Annotated in this window: 17 protein-coding genes and 1 pseudogene; 13 read left to right on the top strand and 5 right to left on the bottom strand. The window is 67.4% G+C overall.

Annotated features, from left to right (window positions below):
• Together GRX66_RS08850 and mce are read left to right on the top strand one after the other, a co-directional pair.
• Nucleotides 1-835, top strand: an 835-nt coding sequence (locus GRX66_RS08850) for an oxidoreductase (protein WP_159526236.1), incomplete at its 5' end; no start/stop codon positions are given.
• 148 nt (nucleotides 836-983) lie between these two features.
• Nucleotides 984-1,373 (top strand): methylmalonyl-CoA epimerase, encoded by a 390-nt coding sequence (mce, locus tag GRX66_RS08845; protein ID WP_159526235.1) that lies wholly within the window; start codon nucleotides 984-986, stop codon nucleotides 1,371-1,373.
• 42 nt (nucleotides 1,374-1,415) lie between these two features.
• On the opposite strand, the gene GRX66_RS08840 is transcribed toward mce, so the two are convergent.
• Together GRX66_RS08840 and GRX66_RS08835 are read right to left on the bottom strand one after the other, a co-directional pair.
• Nucleotides 1,416-1,844 carry an NUDIX domain-containing protein gene (locus GRX66_RS08840; protein WP_159526234.1) on the bottom strand — a complete coding sequence of 143 codons (429 nt, stop codon included), beginning with the start codon at nucleotides 1,842-1,844 and terminating at the stop codon, nucleotides 1,416-1,418.
• 247 nt (nucleotides 1,845-2,091) lie between these two features.
• Entirely contained in the window at nucleotides 2,092-2,733 is a 642-nt protein-coding gene (locus GRX66_RS08835; protein ID WP_159526233.1) for an FAD-dependent oxidoreductase, read from the bottom strand.
• 341 nt (nucleotides 2,734-3,074) lie between these two features.
• On the opposite strand from GRX66_RS08835, the gene GRX66_RS08830 reads away from it, so the two are divergent.
• On the top strand, nucleotides 3,075-4,817 hold the full coding sequence (locus GRX66_RS08830; protein WP_159526232.1) for a 2-oxoacid:acceptor oxidoreductase subunit alpha: 1,743 nt from the start codon (nucleotides 3,075-3,077) through the stop codon (nucleotides 4,815-4,817).
• A 4-nt stretch (nucleotides 4,818-4,821) separates the two neighbouring features.
• On the top strand, nucleotides 4,822-5,691 hold the full coding sequence (locus GRX66_RS08825) for a 2-oxoacid:ferredoxin oxidoreductase subunit beta (RefSeq protein WP_159526231.1): 870 nt from the start codon (nucleotides 4,822-4,824) through the stop codon (nucleotides 5,689-5,691).
• A 279-nt stretch (nucleotides 5,692-5,970) separates the two neighbouring features.
• Here GRX66_RS08825 and GRX66_RS08820 read toward each other — a convergent pair whose 3' ends face one another.
• A complete protein-coding gene (locus GRX66_RS08820; RefSeq protein WP_159526230.1) occupies nucleotides 5,971-6,390 on the bottom strand; it encodes a CBS domain-containing protein in 420 nt (139 codons plus the stop codon).
• A gap of 392 nt (nucleotides 6,391-6,782) precedes the next feature.
• On the opposite strand from GRX66_RS08820, the gene GRX66_RS08815 reads away from it, so the two are divergent.
• From GRX66_RS08815 to GRX66_RS08790, 6 genes are all read left to right on the top strand, one after another.
• Nucleotides 6,783-8,018 (top strand): digeranylgeranylglycerophospholipid reductase, encoded by a 1,236-nt coding sequence (locus GRX66_RS08815; RefSeq protein WP_159526229.1) that lies wholly within the window; start codon nucleotides 6,783-6,785, stop codon nucleotides 8,016-8,018.
• A gap of 83 nt (nucleotides 8,019-8,101) precedes the next feature.
• The gene (locus GRX66_RS08810; protein WP_159526228.1) at nucleotides 8,102-8,929 is read left to right on the top strand and encodes an aldo/keto reductase; all 828 of its coding nucleotides are present in this window, start codon (nucleotides 8,102-8,104) and stop codon (nucleotides 8,927-8,929) included.
• 134 nt (nucleotides 8,930-9,063) lie between these two features.
• The gene (locus GRX66_RS08805; RefSeq protein WP_159526227.1) at nucleotides 9,064-9,915 is read left to right on the top strand and encodes an ABC transporter permease; all 852 of its coding nucleotides are present in this window, start codon (nucleotides 9,064-9,066) and stop codon (nucleotides 9,913-9,915) included.
• Nucleotides 9,902-10,801, top strand: a complete 900-nt coding sequence (locus tag GRX66_RS08800; RefSeq protein ID WP_325064022.1) for an ABC transporter ATP-binding protein — start codon at nucleotides 9,902-9,904, stop codon at nucleotides 10,799-10,801. The genes GRX66_RS08805 and GRX66_RS08800 overlap by 14 nt, the downstream gene beginning before the upstream one ends.
• Nucleotides 10,794-11,411, top strand: a complete 618-nt coding sequence (locus GRX66_RS08795; protein ID WP_159526226.1) for a hypothetical protein — start codon at nucleotides 10,794-10,796, stop codon at nucleotides 11,409-11,411. The genes GRX66_RS08800 and GRX66_RS08795 overlap by 8 nt, the downstream gene beginning before the upstream one ends.
• Nucleotides 11,412-11,702 carry a winged helix-turn-helix domain-containing protein gene (locus tag GRX66_RS08790; RefSeq protein WP_159526225.1) on the top strand — a complete coding sequence of 97 codons (291 nt, stop codon included), beginning with the start codon at nucleotides 11,412-11,414 and terminating at the stop codon, nucleotides 11,700-11,702.
• Between the two features lie 183 nt (nucleotides 11,703-11,885).
• On the opposite strand, the gene GRX66_RS08785 is transcribed toward GRX66_RS08790, so the two are convergent.
• Both GRX66_RS08785 and GRX66_RS08780 read right to left on the bottom strand, forming a co-directional pair.
• Nucleotides 11,886-12,857, bottom strand: coding sequence for a phosphoadenosine phosphosulfate reductase family protein (locus tag GRX66_RS08785; protein ID WP_159526224.1), 972 nt, complete (start codon nucleotides 12,855-12,857; stop codon nucleotides 11,886-11,888).
• A 147-nt stretch (nucleotides 12,858-13,004) separates the two neighbouring features.
• Nucleotides 13,005-14,009 (bottom strand): phosphate signaling complex PhoU family protein, encoded by a 1,005-nt coding sequence (locus tag GRX66_RS08780; protein WP_159526223.1) that lies wholly within the window; start codon nucleotides 14,007-14,009, stop codon nucleotides 13,005-13,007.
• 222 nt (nucleotides 14,010-14,231) lie between these two features.
• On the opposite strand from GRX66_RS08780, the gene GRX66_RS08775 reads away from it, so the two are divergent.
• From GRX66_RS08775 to GRX66_RS08765, 3 genes and pseudogenes are all read left to right on the top strand, one after another.
• Nucleotides 14,232-15,239, top strand: coding sequence for a PstS family phosphate ABC transporter substrate-binding protein (locus tag GRX66_RS08775; RefSeq protein ID WP_159526222.1), 1,008 nt, complete (start codon nucleotides 14,232-14,234; stop codon nucleotides 15,237-15,239).
• A 76-nt stretch (nucleotides 15,240-15,315) separates the two neighbouring features.
• Nucleotides 15,316-16,275, top strand: coding sequence for a phosphate ABC transporter permease subunit PstC (pstC, locus tag GRX66_RS08770; protein WP_159526221.1), 960 nt, complete (start codon nucleotides 15,316-15,318; stop codon nucleotides 16,273-16,275).
• 1 nt (nucleotide 16,276) lies between these two features.
• Nucleotides 16,277-17,018, top strand: a pseudogene (locus GRX66_RS08765) (phosphate ABC transporter permease PstA); the annotation flags it as partial.

Here is a 17,018-nt window from a genome sequence, read left to right as displayed (position 1 = left end):
CCGCGTCGTGATGGCGTGCCGGAGCGTCGAGCGCGGACGAGCGGCGAAACGGGACGTGGCGGCCGCTGCGGGCGACGCGGCGGTCACGGTCGGGGAACTCGACCTCGCGGATCTCGACTCCGTGGCGGCGTTCGCGAACTGGTACAGAGACGAGTACGACTCGCTGGACGTCCTCTGCAACAACGCGGGCGTTATGGCGATTCCGCGCTCGGAGACCAGCGACGGCTTCGAGACGCAGTTCGGCGTCAACCACCTCGGGCACTTCGCGCTCACGGGTCGCCTGCTCGATGCGCTTCGAGCGGCGGACGGCGAGGCGCGCGTCGTCACGCAGTCCAGCGGCGTCCACGAGCGCGGCGACGTCGACTTCGAGGACCTGCACGGCGAGGACGACTACGACAAGTGGGCGGCGTACGCGCAGTCGAAACTCGCGAACGTGCTGTTCGCGTACGAACTCGACCGCCGGCTGCGCGCCGACGGCGAGGCCGTGACCAGCGTCGCCTGCCACCCGGGATACGCCGACACGAGCCTGCAGTCCCGCGGCCCCGAGCAGTCCGGCTCCCGGCTTCGCTTGCTCGCGATGCAGGCGGCGAACGCGGTGTTCGCACAGAGCGCCGAACGGGGCGCGTGGCCGCTGCTGTACGCGGCGACGCACCCCGACATCGACGGCGGCGAGTACGTCGGACCCGGTGGCCTGCTGAACATGCGCGGTCACCCGGAACGACAGTCCGCAAGCGACCGCTCGACCGACGACGCGCTCGCGCGCCGTCTCTGGTCCGTGTCCGAGGATCTCACCGGTGTCACCTACGACCTGCCGTCACCCGAACCGAGGGCCTGACAGGCCGGTACCTGCCCTTCCCGGAGCGCACGCGATACCGGACGGCAGGGACCGAATTTGAGTGCAGCGTTCGGACAGCCGGGAACAGGTCGTGACGGATGGGCCGCCGTCCCGTGGAATTATGGCTGCCCGCGACCCACTCGCAGGTATGCACTTCGACCACGCTGGCATCGCTACCGACGACGCCGCGAGCCTCGCAGACCTGTACGGGACGCTGTTCGACGCGCCTGTGGTCCACGAGGAGGAGTTCGACGGCCTCGAGATGACGTTCCTGGAACTCGACGGCGGCGGCTACTTCGAGTTGATAGAGCCGGTGGACGAGGACACGACCATCGCCAGGTACATCGACCGCGAGGGGCCGGGGCTTCACCACGTCGCGTTCGCGACCGAGGACATCGAGGCCGCCCTGGAGACGGCGCGCGAAGCGGGCGTCGATCTCATCGACGAGGAGCCGCGGGCGGGCGCCTGGGGGCACGAGATCGCGTTCCTCCACCCGGGGTCAACGGGCGGCGCGCTCGTCGAGTTCGTCCAGCACTGACAGCACACCACGGAGTAACTGTCACCGCAGCGCGCGCTGTGGTCATTCCTCGGCGAGTCGTTCCAGCACGTCCGGGCCGACCTCGTCGGGCGGGTCGCTGGCGTCGAACCACCTCGCCTCCAGGACCTCGTCGCCGGGCGACAGCGCCGGCTCCGCGACGTCCGCCTCGAAGAACACCCAGTAGCCGCTGACGCCGTCCCCGCCCTCGACGAGCGCGAAGGTCTGTTCGACGGCGCGATAGATGCCTCGCAGGGTCATGTCGACGCCGACGTCCTCGTACACCCTGAGGGTCGCAGTCTCGGACAGCGACTCGCCGCGCTCCGTCGGGCCGCCGGGGAGATCCCAGACGTCGGGTTCGTCCCGGTATCGGACGAGCAGGACCGCGCCGTCGTGCCAGACGAACACGCGCGCGCCGCCCAGCGCCCCGGCTTCCGACGCCTGCAAGCAATCAGTGTAGACGGCTCTCGGCACGACGGTTTCCTCCGTGGCGACGTCGAAGGCACCGAAATCGCGCTCGAGGCTGGCAAGCAGCCGATTGCGACTGTCCCAACCACCCGGTTGCGACACGGGTGGGGCAACGGAGGGCTCCGATTTAGTTCGTTTGGCTCCAGGGGACGGCGCTGGGGTCGCCTGCGAATACGAGGTGTCGGCGAAAAAACCGACCGGGCACGCACTGAGGCTTCCGGAAAACCGCCTAGAGACGCGCGCTCCCCGAGGGTTACGGCGCTGGACCGAAGCTCTCGACTTTCGCGGCGTCCACGTCGAACCCCGCGACGTCGAGGGCCTCGACTGCGGCCTCGCAGAACTCGGCGAACCCGTAGACGAACGCGACGCCGGCCGCCCGGCCGGTCAGTGACTGGACCGCGCCGGCGACGTCGTCGGTGACGAAGACGACGTGAGCGCCCGCGTTGGCCAGCGCGGCGAGTCGGTCCTCGTGGACCGGGCGGTCGTCCTCGTAGATGACTGTCACATCGGCGCCGTCGGCGAGCGCACGCGCCCCCACAGCGACGGCCGGTCCGACGCCGGGGCCGCCAGCGAGCACGACGACCTCGTCCTCGCCCTCGTAGTAGTCGTCGCCGAACGGGCCCGTCATCGCCACCTCGTCGCCGGACTGACGGTCCGCGAGCCACGGGCCGAGTGTCCCCTCCGGGTCCACGCCGACCGTGAGCTCGAAGGTGTCGACGACGTCCGGCGACGACAACGTGTAGAAGCGGCCCTCGCGTTCGCCCTCGAATTCGGCGAACACCTGCACGAACTGCCCGGGTTCGGCGGCGAAGCCGTCGGGGCTCTCGAACTCCACAGCGACGGTGTCCGGGCCCACGGACCGGACCCCCCGTACTGTGACTGCTGTCTCGTCCATGCACCACCGTTCGCTCTCGCCGCTGAAATGGATTCGCTTCGCGTTCGGGACGTGCGATAAGTCCCACACGAATGCCCACTATCGACTCCGCACACACAGGGGGTAACGCTATCTGCTATCACGGGACCACGCTATCTGCTGTCACGAGTCGACTCTCCTGTCACGAGTCGACGGTACACACGCGGGCGCAACGCGCGCACGGAACCGCCGTCCGTCACGGGGCCTCAGCATGGATTGGACGAACGTACAGTTTTGAGGAGCCCGCGGGGAAAATCAGCCGTTTCGTCGGGACGTACGCCTTCAGAAGCCTTTTTGCTCGGGGCGCGGCTACCCGCAGATACATGCACGACGACCTGAACTGGGCCATCGGCGGCGAGGCCGGCGATGGAATCGCGTCTACCGGGAAAATCTTCGCACAGGCGCTGTCCCGAGCCGGCCGGCACGTCTTCACCTCGAAGGACTTCGCGTCTCGAATCCGTGGCGGCTACACCGCCTACAAGGTCCGGACGTCCGTCGACCGCGTGCAGAGCGTCGTCGACCGACTCGACGTCCTCATCGCGCTCACGGAGCGCACCGTCGACGAGAACCTCGCGGAACTCCACGAGGACTCCGTCATCATCTTCGACGGCGACCGCACGGAGTTCTCGGACTTCGAATCACCGGACGACACCGTCGGGCTCGACGTCCCGCTGAAGGCGCTGGCAGAGGACGCCGGCGGCGCCATCATGCGGAACATCGTCGCCCTCGGCGCCGTCTGCGCCGTCACCGAGTTCCCCATCGAGAACCTCGACGAGTCCCTCGAGAAGCGCTTCGGCGCGAAAGGCGAGAGCATCGTGGAGAACAACAAGGAGGCCGCGCGCCTCGGCTACGAGTACGTCGAAGACGAGTACGCCGACGTCGACAACCCCTACTCGCTGGAGACCACCGACAGCGACTACGTCCTCCTGAACGGCGACGAAGCCATCGGCATGGGCGCCATCGCCGCCGGCTGTCGGTTCTACGCCGGCTACCCCATCACGCCCGCAACGGACGTCATGGAGTACCTCACCGGCCGCATCGAGGAGTTCGGCGGCCACGTCGTCCAGGCCGAGGACGAACTCGCGGCGATCAACCTCGCGCTCGGCGCGGCCCGCGCCGGCGCTCGCGCGATGACCGCCACCTCCGGCCCGGGCATCGACCTGATGGCGGAGACGTTCGGCCTCGTCGCCACCAGCGAGACGCCGCTGGTCATCACGAACGTCATGCGGTCGGGTCCCTCCACGGGGATGCCGACCAAGCAGGAACAGGGCGACCTGAACATGATGCTGAAGGGCGGCCACGGCGAGATTCCGCGGTTCGTCCTCGCGCCCACCTCAGTCGCGGAGTGCTTCCACAAGACCGTCGAGGCGTTCAACCTCGCCGAGAAGTACCAGATCCCGGTCTACCTCACGGCCGACCTCTCGCTGGCCGTCACCGAACGCACCTACGAACCCGACGAGTTCGACATGGACGCGGTCGAAATCGACCGCGGCAAACTCGTCGACGAGGACGACATCGCCACCTGGCAGAACGAGAAAGACCAGTTCAAGCCCCACGCCGTCACCGCCGACGGCGTCAGCCCGCGTGCGATTCCCGGCACCGAGGGCGGCGTCCACATGTCCACCGGCCTCGAACACGACGAACTCGGGCGCCGGACCGAGGATACCGACGTCCGCGTCGAACAGGTCGACAAGCGCTACCGAAAAGTCGAGTCCGCGAAAGAACAGGAGGACTTCGACTACCGGGAGTTCGGCGACGCCGACGCCGACAACCTCGTCATCTCCTGGGGCTCGAACGAGGGCACCATCGTCGAAGCCCTCGGCTACCTCGACGACGTCGACGTGCGCGTGCTCTCCGTCCCCTACATCTTCCCGCGCCCCGACCTCACCGAGGACATCCAGGACGCGAGCGACGTCGTCGTCATCGAAGCGAACGCGACCGGCCAGTTCGCCGACGTCGTCGAACACGACGTCCTCGAGCGCGTGAAACGAATCAACAAGTACGACGGCGTCGACTTCAAGGCCGACGAACTCGCCGACGACATCAAGGAGACCCTGGAGGCCTAACACAATGAGCTCAGAGAACGTCCGATTCACCGACTTCAAGTCCGACAAACAGCCGACGTGGTGTCCGGGATGCGGCGACTTCGGCACCATGAACGGCATGATGAAAGCGCTCGCGGAGACCGGCAACAGCCCCGACGACACGTTCGTCGTCGCGGGCATCGGCTGCTCCGGCAAGATCGGGACGTACATGCGCTCGTACGCGCTCCACGGCGTCCACGGCCGCGCGCTCCCGGTCGGCACCGGCGTCAAGCTCGCCAACCCGAACCTCGAAGTGATGGTGGCGGGCGGCGACGGCGACGGCTACTCCATCGGCGTCGGCCACTTCATCCACGCCGTCCGCCGGAACGTCGACATCACGTACGTCGTCATGGACAACCGCATCTACGGCCTCACCAAGGGCCAGGCGTCCCCGACCAGCCGCCCGGACTTCGAGACGTCGACCACGCCCGAGGGCCCGAAGCAGCCGCCCGTCAACCCGCTCGCGCTCGCGATGTCCGCCGGCGGGTCGTTCATCGCGCAGTCGTTCTCCTCGGACGCGATGCGCCACACCGAGATCGTGAAAGAGGCCATCGAACACGACGGCTTCAGCCTCGTCAACTGCTTCAGCCCCTGCGTCACCTTCAACGACGTCGACACCTACGACTACTTCCGCGACAGCCTCGTCGACCTCAGCGAGGAAGACGACTACGACCCCACCAACTACGACCAGGCGAAAGACGCCATCCTCGACGCCGACAAGGAGTACATGGGCGTCATCTACCAGAACGAGGACTCCGTGCCCTACCACGAGGCCCACGGCGTCACCGAGAACATGGCCGAGATTCCGGACGGCGCGCCCGACGGCGCCACGGACCTCGTCCGCGAGTTCTACTAACGTAGCGTTTCACTCCACGGGTGCGCGGTCTGCGCGCACCGCTCGTCGCAAGAATCTGCGCTAAACCCTCCCGTTCGCTCGCTGCGCTCGCTCACGGCGAACGGCGCGCTGCGCGCGCCGACGCTCGCTCGCTGGGAACGGTCCCTCAGGCGCTCCACCTGCAGTGCGTCCGTCCCGAGCGCCGCTCTGTCCTCGAGGCGCGCAACGACCTCGTCGAGTCCCCGAAATCCCGTTCGGGGAGCGGTTCGTCCCGTCCGTACGGGCTCGTCGCCAGCGCGGTCAGTACGGGGGCCGCTGGGAGCGGACGATGTCCGCGATGTGTTGCTGTTCGTCGGCGAGGAGTTCGACGACGTCGTCGAAGGTGATGATGCCGGCGAGGCCGCCGTCCTCCAGGACCGGAACGCGGCGAACGCCGTCGTCGCTCATCAACGCAGCGACCTCGTAGAAGCCGTCGTCGATGTCGACGGTCCGCAGTTCGTCCGACATCACGTCGCCGGCGGTGAGGCCCTCGGGGTCGGCCTGCTCGCCGAGCACGCGGAGCGTGAGGTCGCGGTCCGTCACGATGCCGACGGGGTCGTCGCCGTCGGTGACGACGATGCTGCCGACGCCTTCGTCTGCCATGGTCGAAGCCAGTTCCCCTACCGGTGTGTCAGTGTCCGCGGTGACCACGTCACCGCGGGCGAGGTCGTTTACGGGCATGGTACACCTCAATATTTATTTCACTGACACATAGCGTTTGCTCGTGATTCCAGACAGCCGAAAACGGGCGGCGCATTTAGGGAGGTAGGGGGCGTACGCGCCCACGTTAGGGGCCGCAGTTGGGGGCGAGCGCGTCCCGGCAGCGACGAGGAGAACGCGTCCCCTTCGGCCGGGCCCCCGCAGCATGCATTCCGCCCTTTCGCGGGCGTCAGGAACGTTCCCGCGTGTTTTTTACCTGCGACTCGAATTAGGTCGAGTAACTATGACCGCGGACGCCGAAACCGACGGCCGACCGCGCGCGCCGACCCCGCGGAACTCGACGGCGGGGCGCGGCGTCCGCGCGACGACCGCGGTTCCAGCGCTACACTGCAGCCTCTCCGAGGGAGTACGCCATGTCTGAGCACTACGACGTCGTCATCGCCGGTGCAGGGCCGGCAGGAGCACAGTGCGCCCGAGACCTCGCCGAGCGCGAATACGACGTGCTCGTGCTGGAAGCCGAACCCGAGGACGACTTCCCGAGACAGTCCAACAAGTCCACGGCGGGGACGTTCGCGTCGATGATGGGCGCGTTCGGGATTCCCGACGACGTGGTCATGAACTACACCGACGAAGTAGTCCTCGAGTCCCCGAACGAGCACTTCGTCCAGTACCAGCCCGGCGCAGTCCTGGAGTTTGCCGATTTCAAGCGGTGGCTGGTCGCCGACGGCCGCGAGTCGGGCGCCGAGTACCGCTTCGGCGCGCGCGTGAACAACCCCGTGATGGAGGACGGCGACGTCGTCGGCGTGCAGTACGCCGGCGACGAGGAGGTGTACGGCGACATCATCGTCGACGCGACGGGGCCCGCGGCGCCGCTCGCGAAGAAGCTCGACGTCTGCCAGCTCGAGCGCTCGAACCAGGCGGTCGGCATCGAGTGGGAGATGGAGGGCGTGGACGTCGACCACCCGGACTTCGCGGACCTCACGGACGCGATGATGCTGCGCCTCGACCACGAGTACGCCCCCGGCGGCTACTCGTGGATCTTCCACACCGGCGGCGACACCGCGAAGGTCGGCCTCTGTTACATCCAGAACGAGAGCTACCAGCAGTTCGGCGACACCTCCAAGAGCATCGACGACCACCTCAACCACTGGCTGGACACCGACCCGCGCTTCGAGAACGCCGAACGCATCGCGGACAAACAGCAACACCGCGGCTCCGCGCACATCCAGATGCCGGCGGACCTCAGTACGGACAACTTCATGGCTATCGGGGACACCGTTCCGACCATCGACCCGCTGTGGGGCGAGGGGATCCACAAGGGCATGGAGTCCGCGCGCGCGGCCGCCATCACCGCCGACCGCTGCCTGATGGGAACCAACCGCGACACCGCCGCGGACAAGATGGCGGTCTACGACGACCTCTGGCACAGCCAGGTCGCGCCGGACATGCGCACCCGGCTGACGATGACGCAGCTCCTGTACCTCGCGCCGAACGACCGCTACGACCGTCTCATGACGGACCTGAACGGGATGGACGTCGACACCCTCAGCGAGGCGAACGAGGGCGGCCTGCGCGGACTGTCGAAGCTCGTGCACGTCGGGGACCTGCCGCTGCTCGCGCGGTTCGCGAAACAGCGCCTCTCGGAGTAGTCCGTCGCCACCGGAATCGAGTTCTGTCGCGGTGGCTCGCCGCCTTCCAAACCATTACCCGGCGTCCGACCCTCAGTACGACCATGTCCCAAGACGAGCAGCGACGAGCACCGCTGGCGAACGGCATGCCGATGCTCGGCCTCGGCACGTGGCAGAACGAGGACCCCGACCAGTGCGCGACGAGCGTCCGGACCGCACTCGAGACGGGGTACCGGCACGTCGACACGGCCCAGGCGTACGGCAACGAGGAGGCGGTCGGCCAGGGTATCGCTGACGCCGACGTCCCCCGAGAAGACGTCTTCCTCGCGACGAAAGTCTGGATCGACAGCCTCGGACACGACGACGTCGTCGAGACGACTCAGGAGAGCCTCCGACGGCTGGACGTGGAGTCCGTCGACCTGCTGTACGTCCACTGGCCGGCGGGCCAGTACGACGCCGAGGAGACGCTGTCGGCGTTCCAGGAGCTCGTGGACAGCGGCCTCGTCGACCGCATCGGCGTGAGCAACTTCGAACCCCGGCACCTCGACGAGGCCCGGGACGTGCTCGGCGAGGACCCGTTCGCCAACCAGGTCGAGATGCACCCGCTGCTCCCGCAGGCGGACCTCCGCGAGTACGCGGAGGGCCGCGACCTCGAACTGGTGGCGTACTCGCCGCTCGCGCGCGGCGAGGTCTTCGACGTCCCCGAGGTACAGGCAGTCGCCGAGAAGCACGACGTCAGCGAGGCGCAGGTCAGTCTCGCGTGGCTCCGCGAGAAGGGCGTCACCGCAATCCCGAAAGCGACCGGCGCGGCCCACGTCCGAGACAACTTCGCGAGCCTCGAAGTGGACCTCGACGACGAGGACGTCGCGAAAATCGACGGCATCGACCGACGCGAACGACAGGTCGACCCCGACTTCGGTCCCTGGAACTAACCCGAACGAGTAACCCCGCTGCTGATTCTCCGCCTCGACCGGTCATCGGCATCCCCTCGAACGGCTACTTTGCGCTGCAAAGTGAATTTGTATGGCAAAGTTATTTGTAATTCCGGGGCCGAGTGTCGGCTGTGATGTCCACGCACTCTCCCTCCGGCCCGGCGATCGGTCGGCTGTACGACCAGACGACCGCGTTCGCCACTCGGTCGCTCCGGACGCTCCGCCGCAACGCAGTCGTCGTGTTCTGGGCGGTCGCGTTCCCGGCGCTGTTCTACCTGCTGTCGGTGTACCTGTTCATCGACACGAGCGCGATGCCGGACGACGTCGTCCCAGTCGTGAAGGCGACCAACGCCATCTCGTACGGCACGTTCGCCGCCCTGTTCGTGTTCCTGAACACGTTCTCGCAGTCGCTCGTCGCGGACGTCGAAGGCGGCCGGTACGCGCAGTTCCGCGCGCTCCCCGTCTCCCCGAGCGCGGACTTCCTCGGGCGGTTCGGCGCATCCTTCGTGTTCGCGGCCGCCGCCGTCACCGCTGTGCTGGCCGTCGGCGCAGCCACCGGGGCCGCGTACGAACTCCGCTCGCTCGCGTCGATACCCGTCGCCCTGCTCGGTCTATTCGCGCTCGGGCTGTTCGCCGCGAGCCTCGCCGTCGCTCTCGTCGGTGTCGTGCCCGAGGCGAAGTACGCCAACCTCGTCACCATCAGCCTCGTCATGCTGGCGTTCTTCCTGACGGGCTACAACGGCGTCCAGCCGGGCATGGTCGTCGCCGGCGCCGAGTTCGTCAACGTCGTCCCCAACGCTCTCGCCACCCGGCTCGCCGTCTTCCACCTCGTTCCGGTAGGCGACTGGACGCAGGCCGGCCTCGCGTCGCCGGGCGCGCCGACGGACCTCGGCCACCTCGTGTTGCTCGGCGCGTACGCGGCGGCGGGGCTCGCACTCGCAGTGCTCTCGACGCGCCACTTCCTCTACGGGGGTGAGGTCCAGTGAGCGCCGACGCGCCCGCAGTCGAAGCCAGGGCGTCCGGAAGACATACGGCGAAGACGGCGTCCTCGACGGCATCGACCTCACCGTCCACGACAACGAAGTCCTCCTCCTGATGGGGCCGAACGGCACCGGGAAGACGGTCCTGCTGGAGTGTCTCGCGGGAAGCACGGACCCGACCGCCGGCGAGGTCCGCGTGTTCGGCGACCCAGTCCGGGAGGACGGCGGTCAGAGCCTCTCGCTGTTGCTCCAGGGCGGCGCGAGCGTCGACAGCCTCTCCGGACGAGAGACTGCCGCGTTCTACGCCGACCTCCACCCGTCGTTCACGGACCGCTGGCGGGACATCGTCGCGGATCTCGGCCTCGCAGAAGCCCTCGACAAGCGCACGAAGTACTACTCGGAGGGCATGAAACGCAAGCTCGAACTCGCGCTCGCGCTCGCCGTCGACGCGCCGCTGTACCTCCTCGACGAGCCAACCGCCGGCGTCGACCTCTCGATGGTCCAGTCGTTCCACCGCGCCATCCGCGAACGGGTCGACGACGGTGCGGCCGTCGTCGTCACAACCCACCGGCCCGTCGACGCGGAACTCGCGGACCGAATCGCGTTCGTCGACGACGGCCGCGTCACCGCAACCGGCAGCCCCGCCGACTTGCTCGACGGCGTGCCGTCCGTGCTGCGCATCGTCGGCGCGGGCGCGACGACCGACGCACTCGAGGAGTACGTCGTCGGGGACCTGTTCTACCACGGCGACGAACGCCGCGGCTTCCTGCGCGAGGACGCGACCGTCGCCGACGTCGACGCCGCCGCCGGCGACGCCACGGTCGAAACTGTCGAACCGAGCTACACCGACGCGTTCAACTACTACGTGCACGCACGCTCCACCAATGAGTGAGGACGTCGACCCCGACGCGCTCCAGCGCGACCTCGACCGCATCAAGGACGCGATGGGGATCGCCGAGCGCAACGAGAACGCGCCCGAGCAGTGGCTCCTGTTCGGCGTGTTCGTCGCCGTCGGGAGCGCGCTCTCCCAGTACGTCGTCCTCCAGCGCCTGCCCGGGTACTGGTTCGCGATCATCTGGCTGGGACTGGTCGGCGTCGGCGGCACCGCCGTGGGCTACTACACGAACACCTTCGAGCCGACCCCGGAGGACAGACCGAACATCGCGTTGCAGGTGTTCGCGCCGTACGCGGCCGGCTTCCCGTTGTGGGCCGCAGTGTCCCCGTTCCTCTCGGACCTCGCGTACGAGGAGGAGGCCGCGCTCATGCTCGGCGTCGTGCTCGTGTTGCTGGGCACTGGATACGTCGTCGCGGCGAACTCGCTGCGCGCGTACCGCATCCGCGTCCGCGACCGTCGCGCGTTCGCGCTCGGCGGCCTCGTGCTCGTCGCGCTCGGTGTCGCCATCCCGGCCGTCGACGTCCTCCACACGTGGGGATACGCGGCGTTCGGCGGAACGTACCTCGCGTACGCCATCGCCTCGTACGGGGTGCTGACCCGAACGTAGATGGATCTCGACAAGCTCGTCCACCAGCCGACTCGACTGGAGCTGTTCGCCTACCTCTACCGGCGCGGAGAGTCGAGCTTCACGGACCTCAGGGAGGACCTCGACCTCACTGAGGGGAACCTCTCCAGTCACCTCCAGCGCATGGAGGACGCCGGAGCAGTCGAGGTGAACAAGGAGTTCGTGGACAAACGCCCGCGGACCACCGCCGTCCTCACCGACGACGGCGAGGAACTGTTCGAGGAGCACGTCCAGCAACTCGAGTCGCTCATCGACGCGCTGGACGACGAGTGAACACCGAGACAGCGGGCGTCCGCGAGCGCCGCAAGGCCCGCGCAGTCGACCGCGCGAACGGCGAGCGCGGGCCGACGACTGAACGGAGCGCGTCAGCGAGAAGTGGGGAACGAGTGCATTTTCGCCACGTGTTAGCAAGCTAACGAGGGCGCGCTAGCGCCCGAGTGAGCGCGGGAACGAGTGCTACATGTAGCCGAGGTCGCGCAGGCGCTCCATCAGGTCTTCTTTGTCCTGGGCGCGGCCCGCGCGCTCGGTGGTGTTGTCGAGGTCCTGGAGCCAGGCCGGTTCTTCGGCGGCCTTGTCAGTCGACACCTCGCTGCCGAGCGACCGGAAGCCCTTGAAGTACTTGGGGGAGACCGGGATGTCCTGGTGGGTGAGGTCGTTCGGGAGGTCGTCGTAGTCCTGGGGGACGTAGCCGTCCTCGGGGAACTCGTCGACGGTCTCGGGGACGACGTAGAACCAGAAGGCGTCCCAGACGGCCGCTTCGTCGAACTGGAGGATGGGCTGGATGCGGTCGTGGGGCGGGTAGACATCGGGGTCGTGGCGCGGACTGAAGAACGTCTCGTCGGCGCGGGCTTCCTGTTCGTCCCAGCGGATGCCGGAGAGGATGCCGTCGACGTCGTGTTCTTCGAGCGCGTTGTTGAGCGCGACGGTCTTCAGGAGGTGGTTGCCGACGTACGTGTCCAGCAGGAACGGGAAGGTGTCGTCCTCGTACTCGAGGATGTCCCGGATGTGGTGCTGGTTGTGTTCGCTGAGTTCGTCGACGGGGATGTCGTCGCCGGGCCCGAGGTCGTTGGCGCCGACGTAGTCGCCGACGTCCTCGTTGCGCGCGTAGATGACGTCGAGGTCCCACTCGTCGGCCCAGTGGTCGACGAAGTCGTGGAGTTCGTCGAAGTGCTGGAAGTGGTCGATGAAGATTGCGGGCGGAACCTCGAGGTCGAACTGTTCGGCAACCTCCTTGACGAGGTAGAGGGTGAGCGTGGAGTCCTTGCCACCGGTCCACATGATGGCGGGGTTCTCGTACTCCTCGAGGCCGCGGCGGGTGACCTCGATGCCCTTCTCGATTTTGTCCTCGAGGGTCGGGTAGTCCTCGGGGGACTCGCCTTCGCCGTCCGAGTAGTCGACGTCGAGGTAGTCTGGGAAGTCCTCGCTCATACGCTCGGGGTGGATGCTGGGACGTATAGGTTTGTGGATATCGATTCGCGTTGTCAGTTGTTGCGGACCACGGCAGAACTTACGGGGCCACGGGTCTCACGGGCGCTCCATCCGGGTGCGGCGCTCCGGGTCGGGTGGGATGTCGCCTCACGGGCCGGGCGTCGGCGCGGCCTTCTGGAGCGCGGTTTCGGCGATGTTGCCGCCGTAGTCGGCGCTCCGGGACAGCGAGTCGACGACGAGGCCGAGGTGCTGGGCGTTGTGCGCGTCGAGGTCGTGGAGGAGGTCGTCGATGGCGCGCGTGTGTTCGTCGATTTCGCGGACGTCCGCTCGGGCGGCGTTCGCGAGGCGGGTGGCTTCCTCGGGGTCGTCGGTGAACAGGGCGTCCATCGCGGTGCCGAGGATGTCGCTCGCGTCGGCTTCGAGGTCGGCGAGGGCGTCGGCGACGTCGTCGGGGATCTCCTCGTCGAGGTCGCGGGTGACGCGCGCGATTTTCGCGGCGTGGTCGGCGACGCGTTCGAGCTGCCGGGCGCTGGAGTGGTAGTCGAAGGCCGTCTCGCGTGCGAGGCCGATCTCCTGGGCGACCTTCGGGGAGCGCAGTGCCCCGCGGAAGATGCGGGAGACGACGTACCAGAGGCGGTCGACGTCGTCGTCGCGTTCCATGACGTCGGTGGCGATGTCCGGGTCGTTCTGCGCGAGGGCGTCGACGGCGTCCCCGAGCATGGACGTGGCGATGAGGTGCATGCGGCGGACGGCGTTGTGGATGGACAGTTCCGAGGAGTCCAGGAGGTCCTGGATGACGACGCGGTCGCTGGTCTCCTCGAGCACTTCCAGGCCGACCAGGCCCTGGGTGGCGTTCCGGATGACGCGGCGCTGGTCCGCGGAGATCCGGTCGCCCTCCAGGGCCAGCACGTCGAAGCCGCTGACGTACATGGTCATGACGGCCCGCATCAGTTCGTCGCCTTCCATCCCGGAGATGTCCAGCGTGCCTTCCTCGTCGTTCATCGACGTCACCGGCGTCAGCAGCAGCGACCCGCTGTCCGGGTGGAAGCCGACTTCGTCGCCGGCCTCGACGTCGTGGTTTCGCGCCCAGTCTTTCGGAATCGAGACGGTGAACGTCGAGCCCCCCGTGACCTGGACTTTGCGCCGTTCCATACCCATCCCTATCTGAAGGGAGAATATAAATCCTTGCAATAGTATATATTTGGGAATTCAAGTCAGTACCAACGTATACGGTCCGTAGAGGAGTCCTGGACCTATTTCTGTATTGATGTCTCGAGAATCCTTCCAAGGAGTATCCGTGTGAACGGGTTTCTATGAATCACTATATAGTCGTAATAGTAGGGTATTTATCCGAAAGTCGCTGAACGTCAGACGATGGAAGGCAACGAGCCCGGGCCAGACGGCTGCTCGCGACGCCGGTTCCTGGCAGGCGCCGGGGCCGTCGGCGCGGCGGCGCTCGCGGGCTGTTCCCGGAACCCCAACCTCGAAGACGACGAGACGGCGTCGCTGTCGGGCACCATCGACATCGCGGGCTCCTCAACAGTCTTCCCGCTCGCGACGGCGTTCTCCGAGATGTTCGGGCGAGAGAACGGCGGCGTCAACTTCAATCTCCAGTCGACGGGGTCCGGCGGCGGCTTCGCGAACCACTTCTGCCCCGGAAGCACGGACTTCAACAACGCCTCGCGGCCCATCCGCGAGGCCGAGCAAGCACAGTGCGCCAGCAACGACGTCGAACCGGTCGAACTGACGGTCGCGACCGACGCGCTCACGGTCATCGTCAACCAGAACGCGGACTGGATCGAGAAGATCACGGTCGAGGAGCTAGCGACCATCTGGTCCGAAGAGGAGCAACCCGAGACCTGGGCGGCGGTCAACGACGACTGGCCGGACGAACCCGTGGAACTCTACGGTCCCTCGGACGCCTCGGGGACGTACGACTACTTCATCGAGGCGATACTGCACGGCGACGACCGCGAACTGAGCCACCGGCGGGACTACTCGGGCACCGAACAGGACCGAACCATCCTGCAGGGCGTCGAAGGCTCGGAGTTCGCGATGGGGTACCTCGGATTCGCGTACTACTCCACGAACCAGGACACAGTCCGCGGGCTGCCGATAGACAACGGCGACGGCCCGGTCGAACCGTCGCTGGAGAACGCCCGGAGCGGCGAGTACGAACCACTCACGCGGCCGCTGTTCACGTACCCGAAGCTGTCCGCACTCGCCGAAGACCACGTCGCCGAGTTCGCTCGCTTCTGGATGGAGAACACCACCAACGAGGGGGTCATCGCCGACGAAGTCGGCTACGTCCCGCTGGACGAAGAAACCAAACAGGCCCAGATGGACACACTCGAACAGGCGATCACGGAGGCACGTGAATGACGGCGACTGACACCGACAATCACGCCAGAACCGACGACCCCGCGGGCGAACGCGCCCACCCGTGGAGGGGGTCGAAATGAGTGCCGACGACCTCGAGGACGCGCTCACGCAACGCACGGCGAACGCGCCGCCGGAGCTCGTCTCCCGGTCGTTCTTCTTCGCGTGCGCAGCGCTCTCGATTGCGACGACCATCGGACTGGTGGTCCTCTTGACCGGGGAGGCCGCGAAGTTCTTCACGTTCTCCGCGCCCCTCGTGGGCGTCGAGGGCGAGACGGCGTCCGTCGTGGGGTTCCTCACGGGGACGACGTGGGAGATCTCCAGCGGCGAGTTCGGCGTGCTCGCGCTCGTGACGTCCACGCTGATGATCATGATCGGGTCCGCGCTCATCGCGTTGCCGCTGGGCGTCGGCACCGCCATCTACCTCAGCGAGTACGCCAGCCCGCGGCTCCGGTCGATTCTCAAGCCCGGCCTGGAGATCCTCGCCGGCATCCCGACGGTCGTCTACGGCTTCTTCGCGATCATCTACATCACGCCCGCGCTCCAGGGAGTCATCCCCGACCTCGGCACGTTCAACGTGCTCGCGGCGTGTGTGGTCGTCGGCATCATGATCATCCCGATGGTCGCGTCCATCAGCGAGGACGCGATGTCCGCCGTCCCGGAGGACCTCCGGCAGGCGGGCTACGGGATGGGCGCGACCAAACTCGAGGTGTCGACCGGTATCGTCGTGCCCGCGGCGCTGTCCGGCATCTTCTCGTCGTTCATCCTCGCGCTCTCGCGCGCCATCGGCGAAACGATGGCCGTCACCATCGCCGCCGGCTCGCAGGCGAAGTTCCTGAACCCGTTCAACCCCGCGTCGTACACCGAGGGCGCCCAGCCGATGACCGCCGCGATGGTGGAACTCGTCGGCGGCGACATCACCGGCGGCGGCCTCGCGTACCGGAGCGTGTTCGCGATCGGATTCACGCTGTTCGTCATCACACTCGTCATGAACATCGTCAGCGACGTCGTCGCACAACACTACAGGGAGGAGTACTGAGATGGCGACTGAAAGCGACTCCACGGCCGTCGAAGGCTTCGGCCGCGTGAGCAGGACGACGGGCATCCTGTTCCGCTACCTGCTGCTGGCGGCGACGCTGTTCGGCCTCGTCGTCATGCTCATCCTGCTGGTCTACGTCGCCAACGACGCGTTCCGGCCGTTCACTGCGGACGCGGGCTGGCACCTGACGTACGTCGCCGTCTTCCTCGCGCCGACAGCCGTCGTCGGCACGTACCTCTACCGGCGTGACGCCGCTGCACTCCGCGCGGGCGCGCTCACCGTCGGCCTGCTGGCAGTCTCGGTCATGTTCGCTGGCGGCGCAGCGATGCTGTTCGTCGACATCATCCCGCCGTTGACCTGGCTCGCGTACGTCGTCGCGCTCGCGCTGCCCGCAGTCGTCGTGGTTGCAGTGGTCAGCCGCGACCACCGACTCTCGTTCACGTCGCGACTGGCCGCCACCACGGCGGCGTTCTACCTCTCGCTGTTCGGCCTCCCGGGGCCGCTCGGAACAGCGTTCGGCCTCCCGTCGGTCGTTCCCGGCGTCGCCGACGCGATCCTGTACGCGCCGTACGTGCCCGACCCGTGGCTCATCGTCATCGCCACGGTCGGTGGCCCCGTCGCGTTCCTCGGCGGCCGGTACGTCGCCGGCGAACGCGGCCGCCGTGCCAGGGCCTACGCGACTGGCGCGATCCTACTGGGCGTGGCCCGCCGCCGCGCTCGTCGGCCCGCTGCTCGGCGTGGAC

This window comes from Halobacterium bonnevillei (assembly GCF_009831555.1).
Lineage (GTDB): Archaea > Halobacteriota > Halobacteria > Halobacteriales > Halobacteriaceae > Halobacterium > Halobacterium bonnevillei.
This window is presented reverse-complemented; position numbering and strand designations above follow the sequence as displayed.

Coding starts and splice junctions, on each gene's coding strand:
- mce (WP_159526235.1), top strand. CDS start 984: ATGCACTTCGACCACGCTGGCATCGCTACCGACGACGCCGCGAGCCTC.
- GRX66_RS08835 (WP_159526233.1), bottom strand. CDS start 2,733: ATGGACGAGACAGCAGTCACAGTACGGGGGGTCCGGTCCGTGGGCCCG.
- GRX66_RS08830 (WP_159526232.1), top strand. CDS start 3,075: ATGCACGACGACCTGAACTGGGCCATCGGCGGCGAGGCCGGCGATGGA.
- GRX66_RS08825 (WP_159526231.1), top strand. CDS start 4,822: ATGAGCTCAGAGAACGTCCGATTCACCGACTTCAAGTCCGACAAACAG.
- GRX66_RS08820 (WP_159526230.1), bottom strand. CDS start 6,390: ATGCCCGTAAACGACCTCGCCCGCGGTGACGTGGTCACCGCGGACACT.
- GRX66_RS08815 (WP_159526229.1), top strand. CDS start 6,783: ATGTCTGAGCACTACGACGTCGTCATCGCCGGTGCAGGGCCGGCAGGA.
- GRX66_RS08810 (WP_159526228.1), top strand. CDS start 8,102: ATGTCCCAAGACGAGCAGCGACGAGCACCGCTGGCGAACGGCATGCCG.
- GRX66_RS08805 (WP_159526227.1), top strand. CDS start 9,064: ATGTCCACGCACTCTCCCTCCGGCCCGGCGATCGGTCGGCTGTACGAC.
- GRX66_RS08795 (WP_159526226.1), top strand. CDS start 10,794: ATGAGTGAGGACGTCGACCCCGACGCGCTCCAGCGCGACCTCGACCGC.
- GRX66_RS08790 (WP_159526225.1), top strand. CDS start 11,412: ATGGATCTCGACAAGCTCGTCCACCAGCCGACTCGACTGGAGCTGTTC.
- GRX66_RS08785 (WP_159526224.1), bottom strand. CDS start 12,857: ATGAGCGAGGACTTCCCAGACTACCTCGACGTCGACTACTCGGACGGC.
- GRX66_RS08780 (WP_159526223.1), bottom strand. CDS start 14,009: ATGGAACGGCGCAAAGTCCAGGTCACGGGGGGCTCGACGTTCACCGTC.
- GRX66_RS08775 (WP_159526222.1), top strand. CDS start 14,232: ATGGAAGGCAACGAGCCCGGGCCAGACGGCTGCTCGCGACGCCGGTTC.
- pstC (WP_159526221.1), top strand. CDS start 15,316: ATGAGTGCCGACGACCTCGAGGACGCGCTCACGCAACGCACGGCGAAC.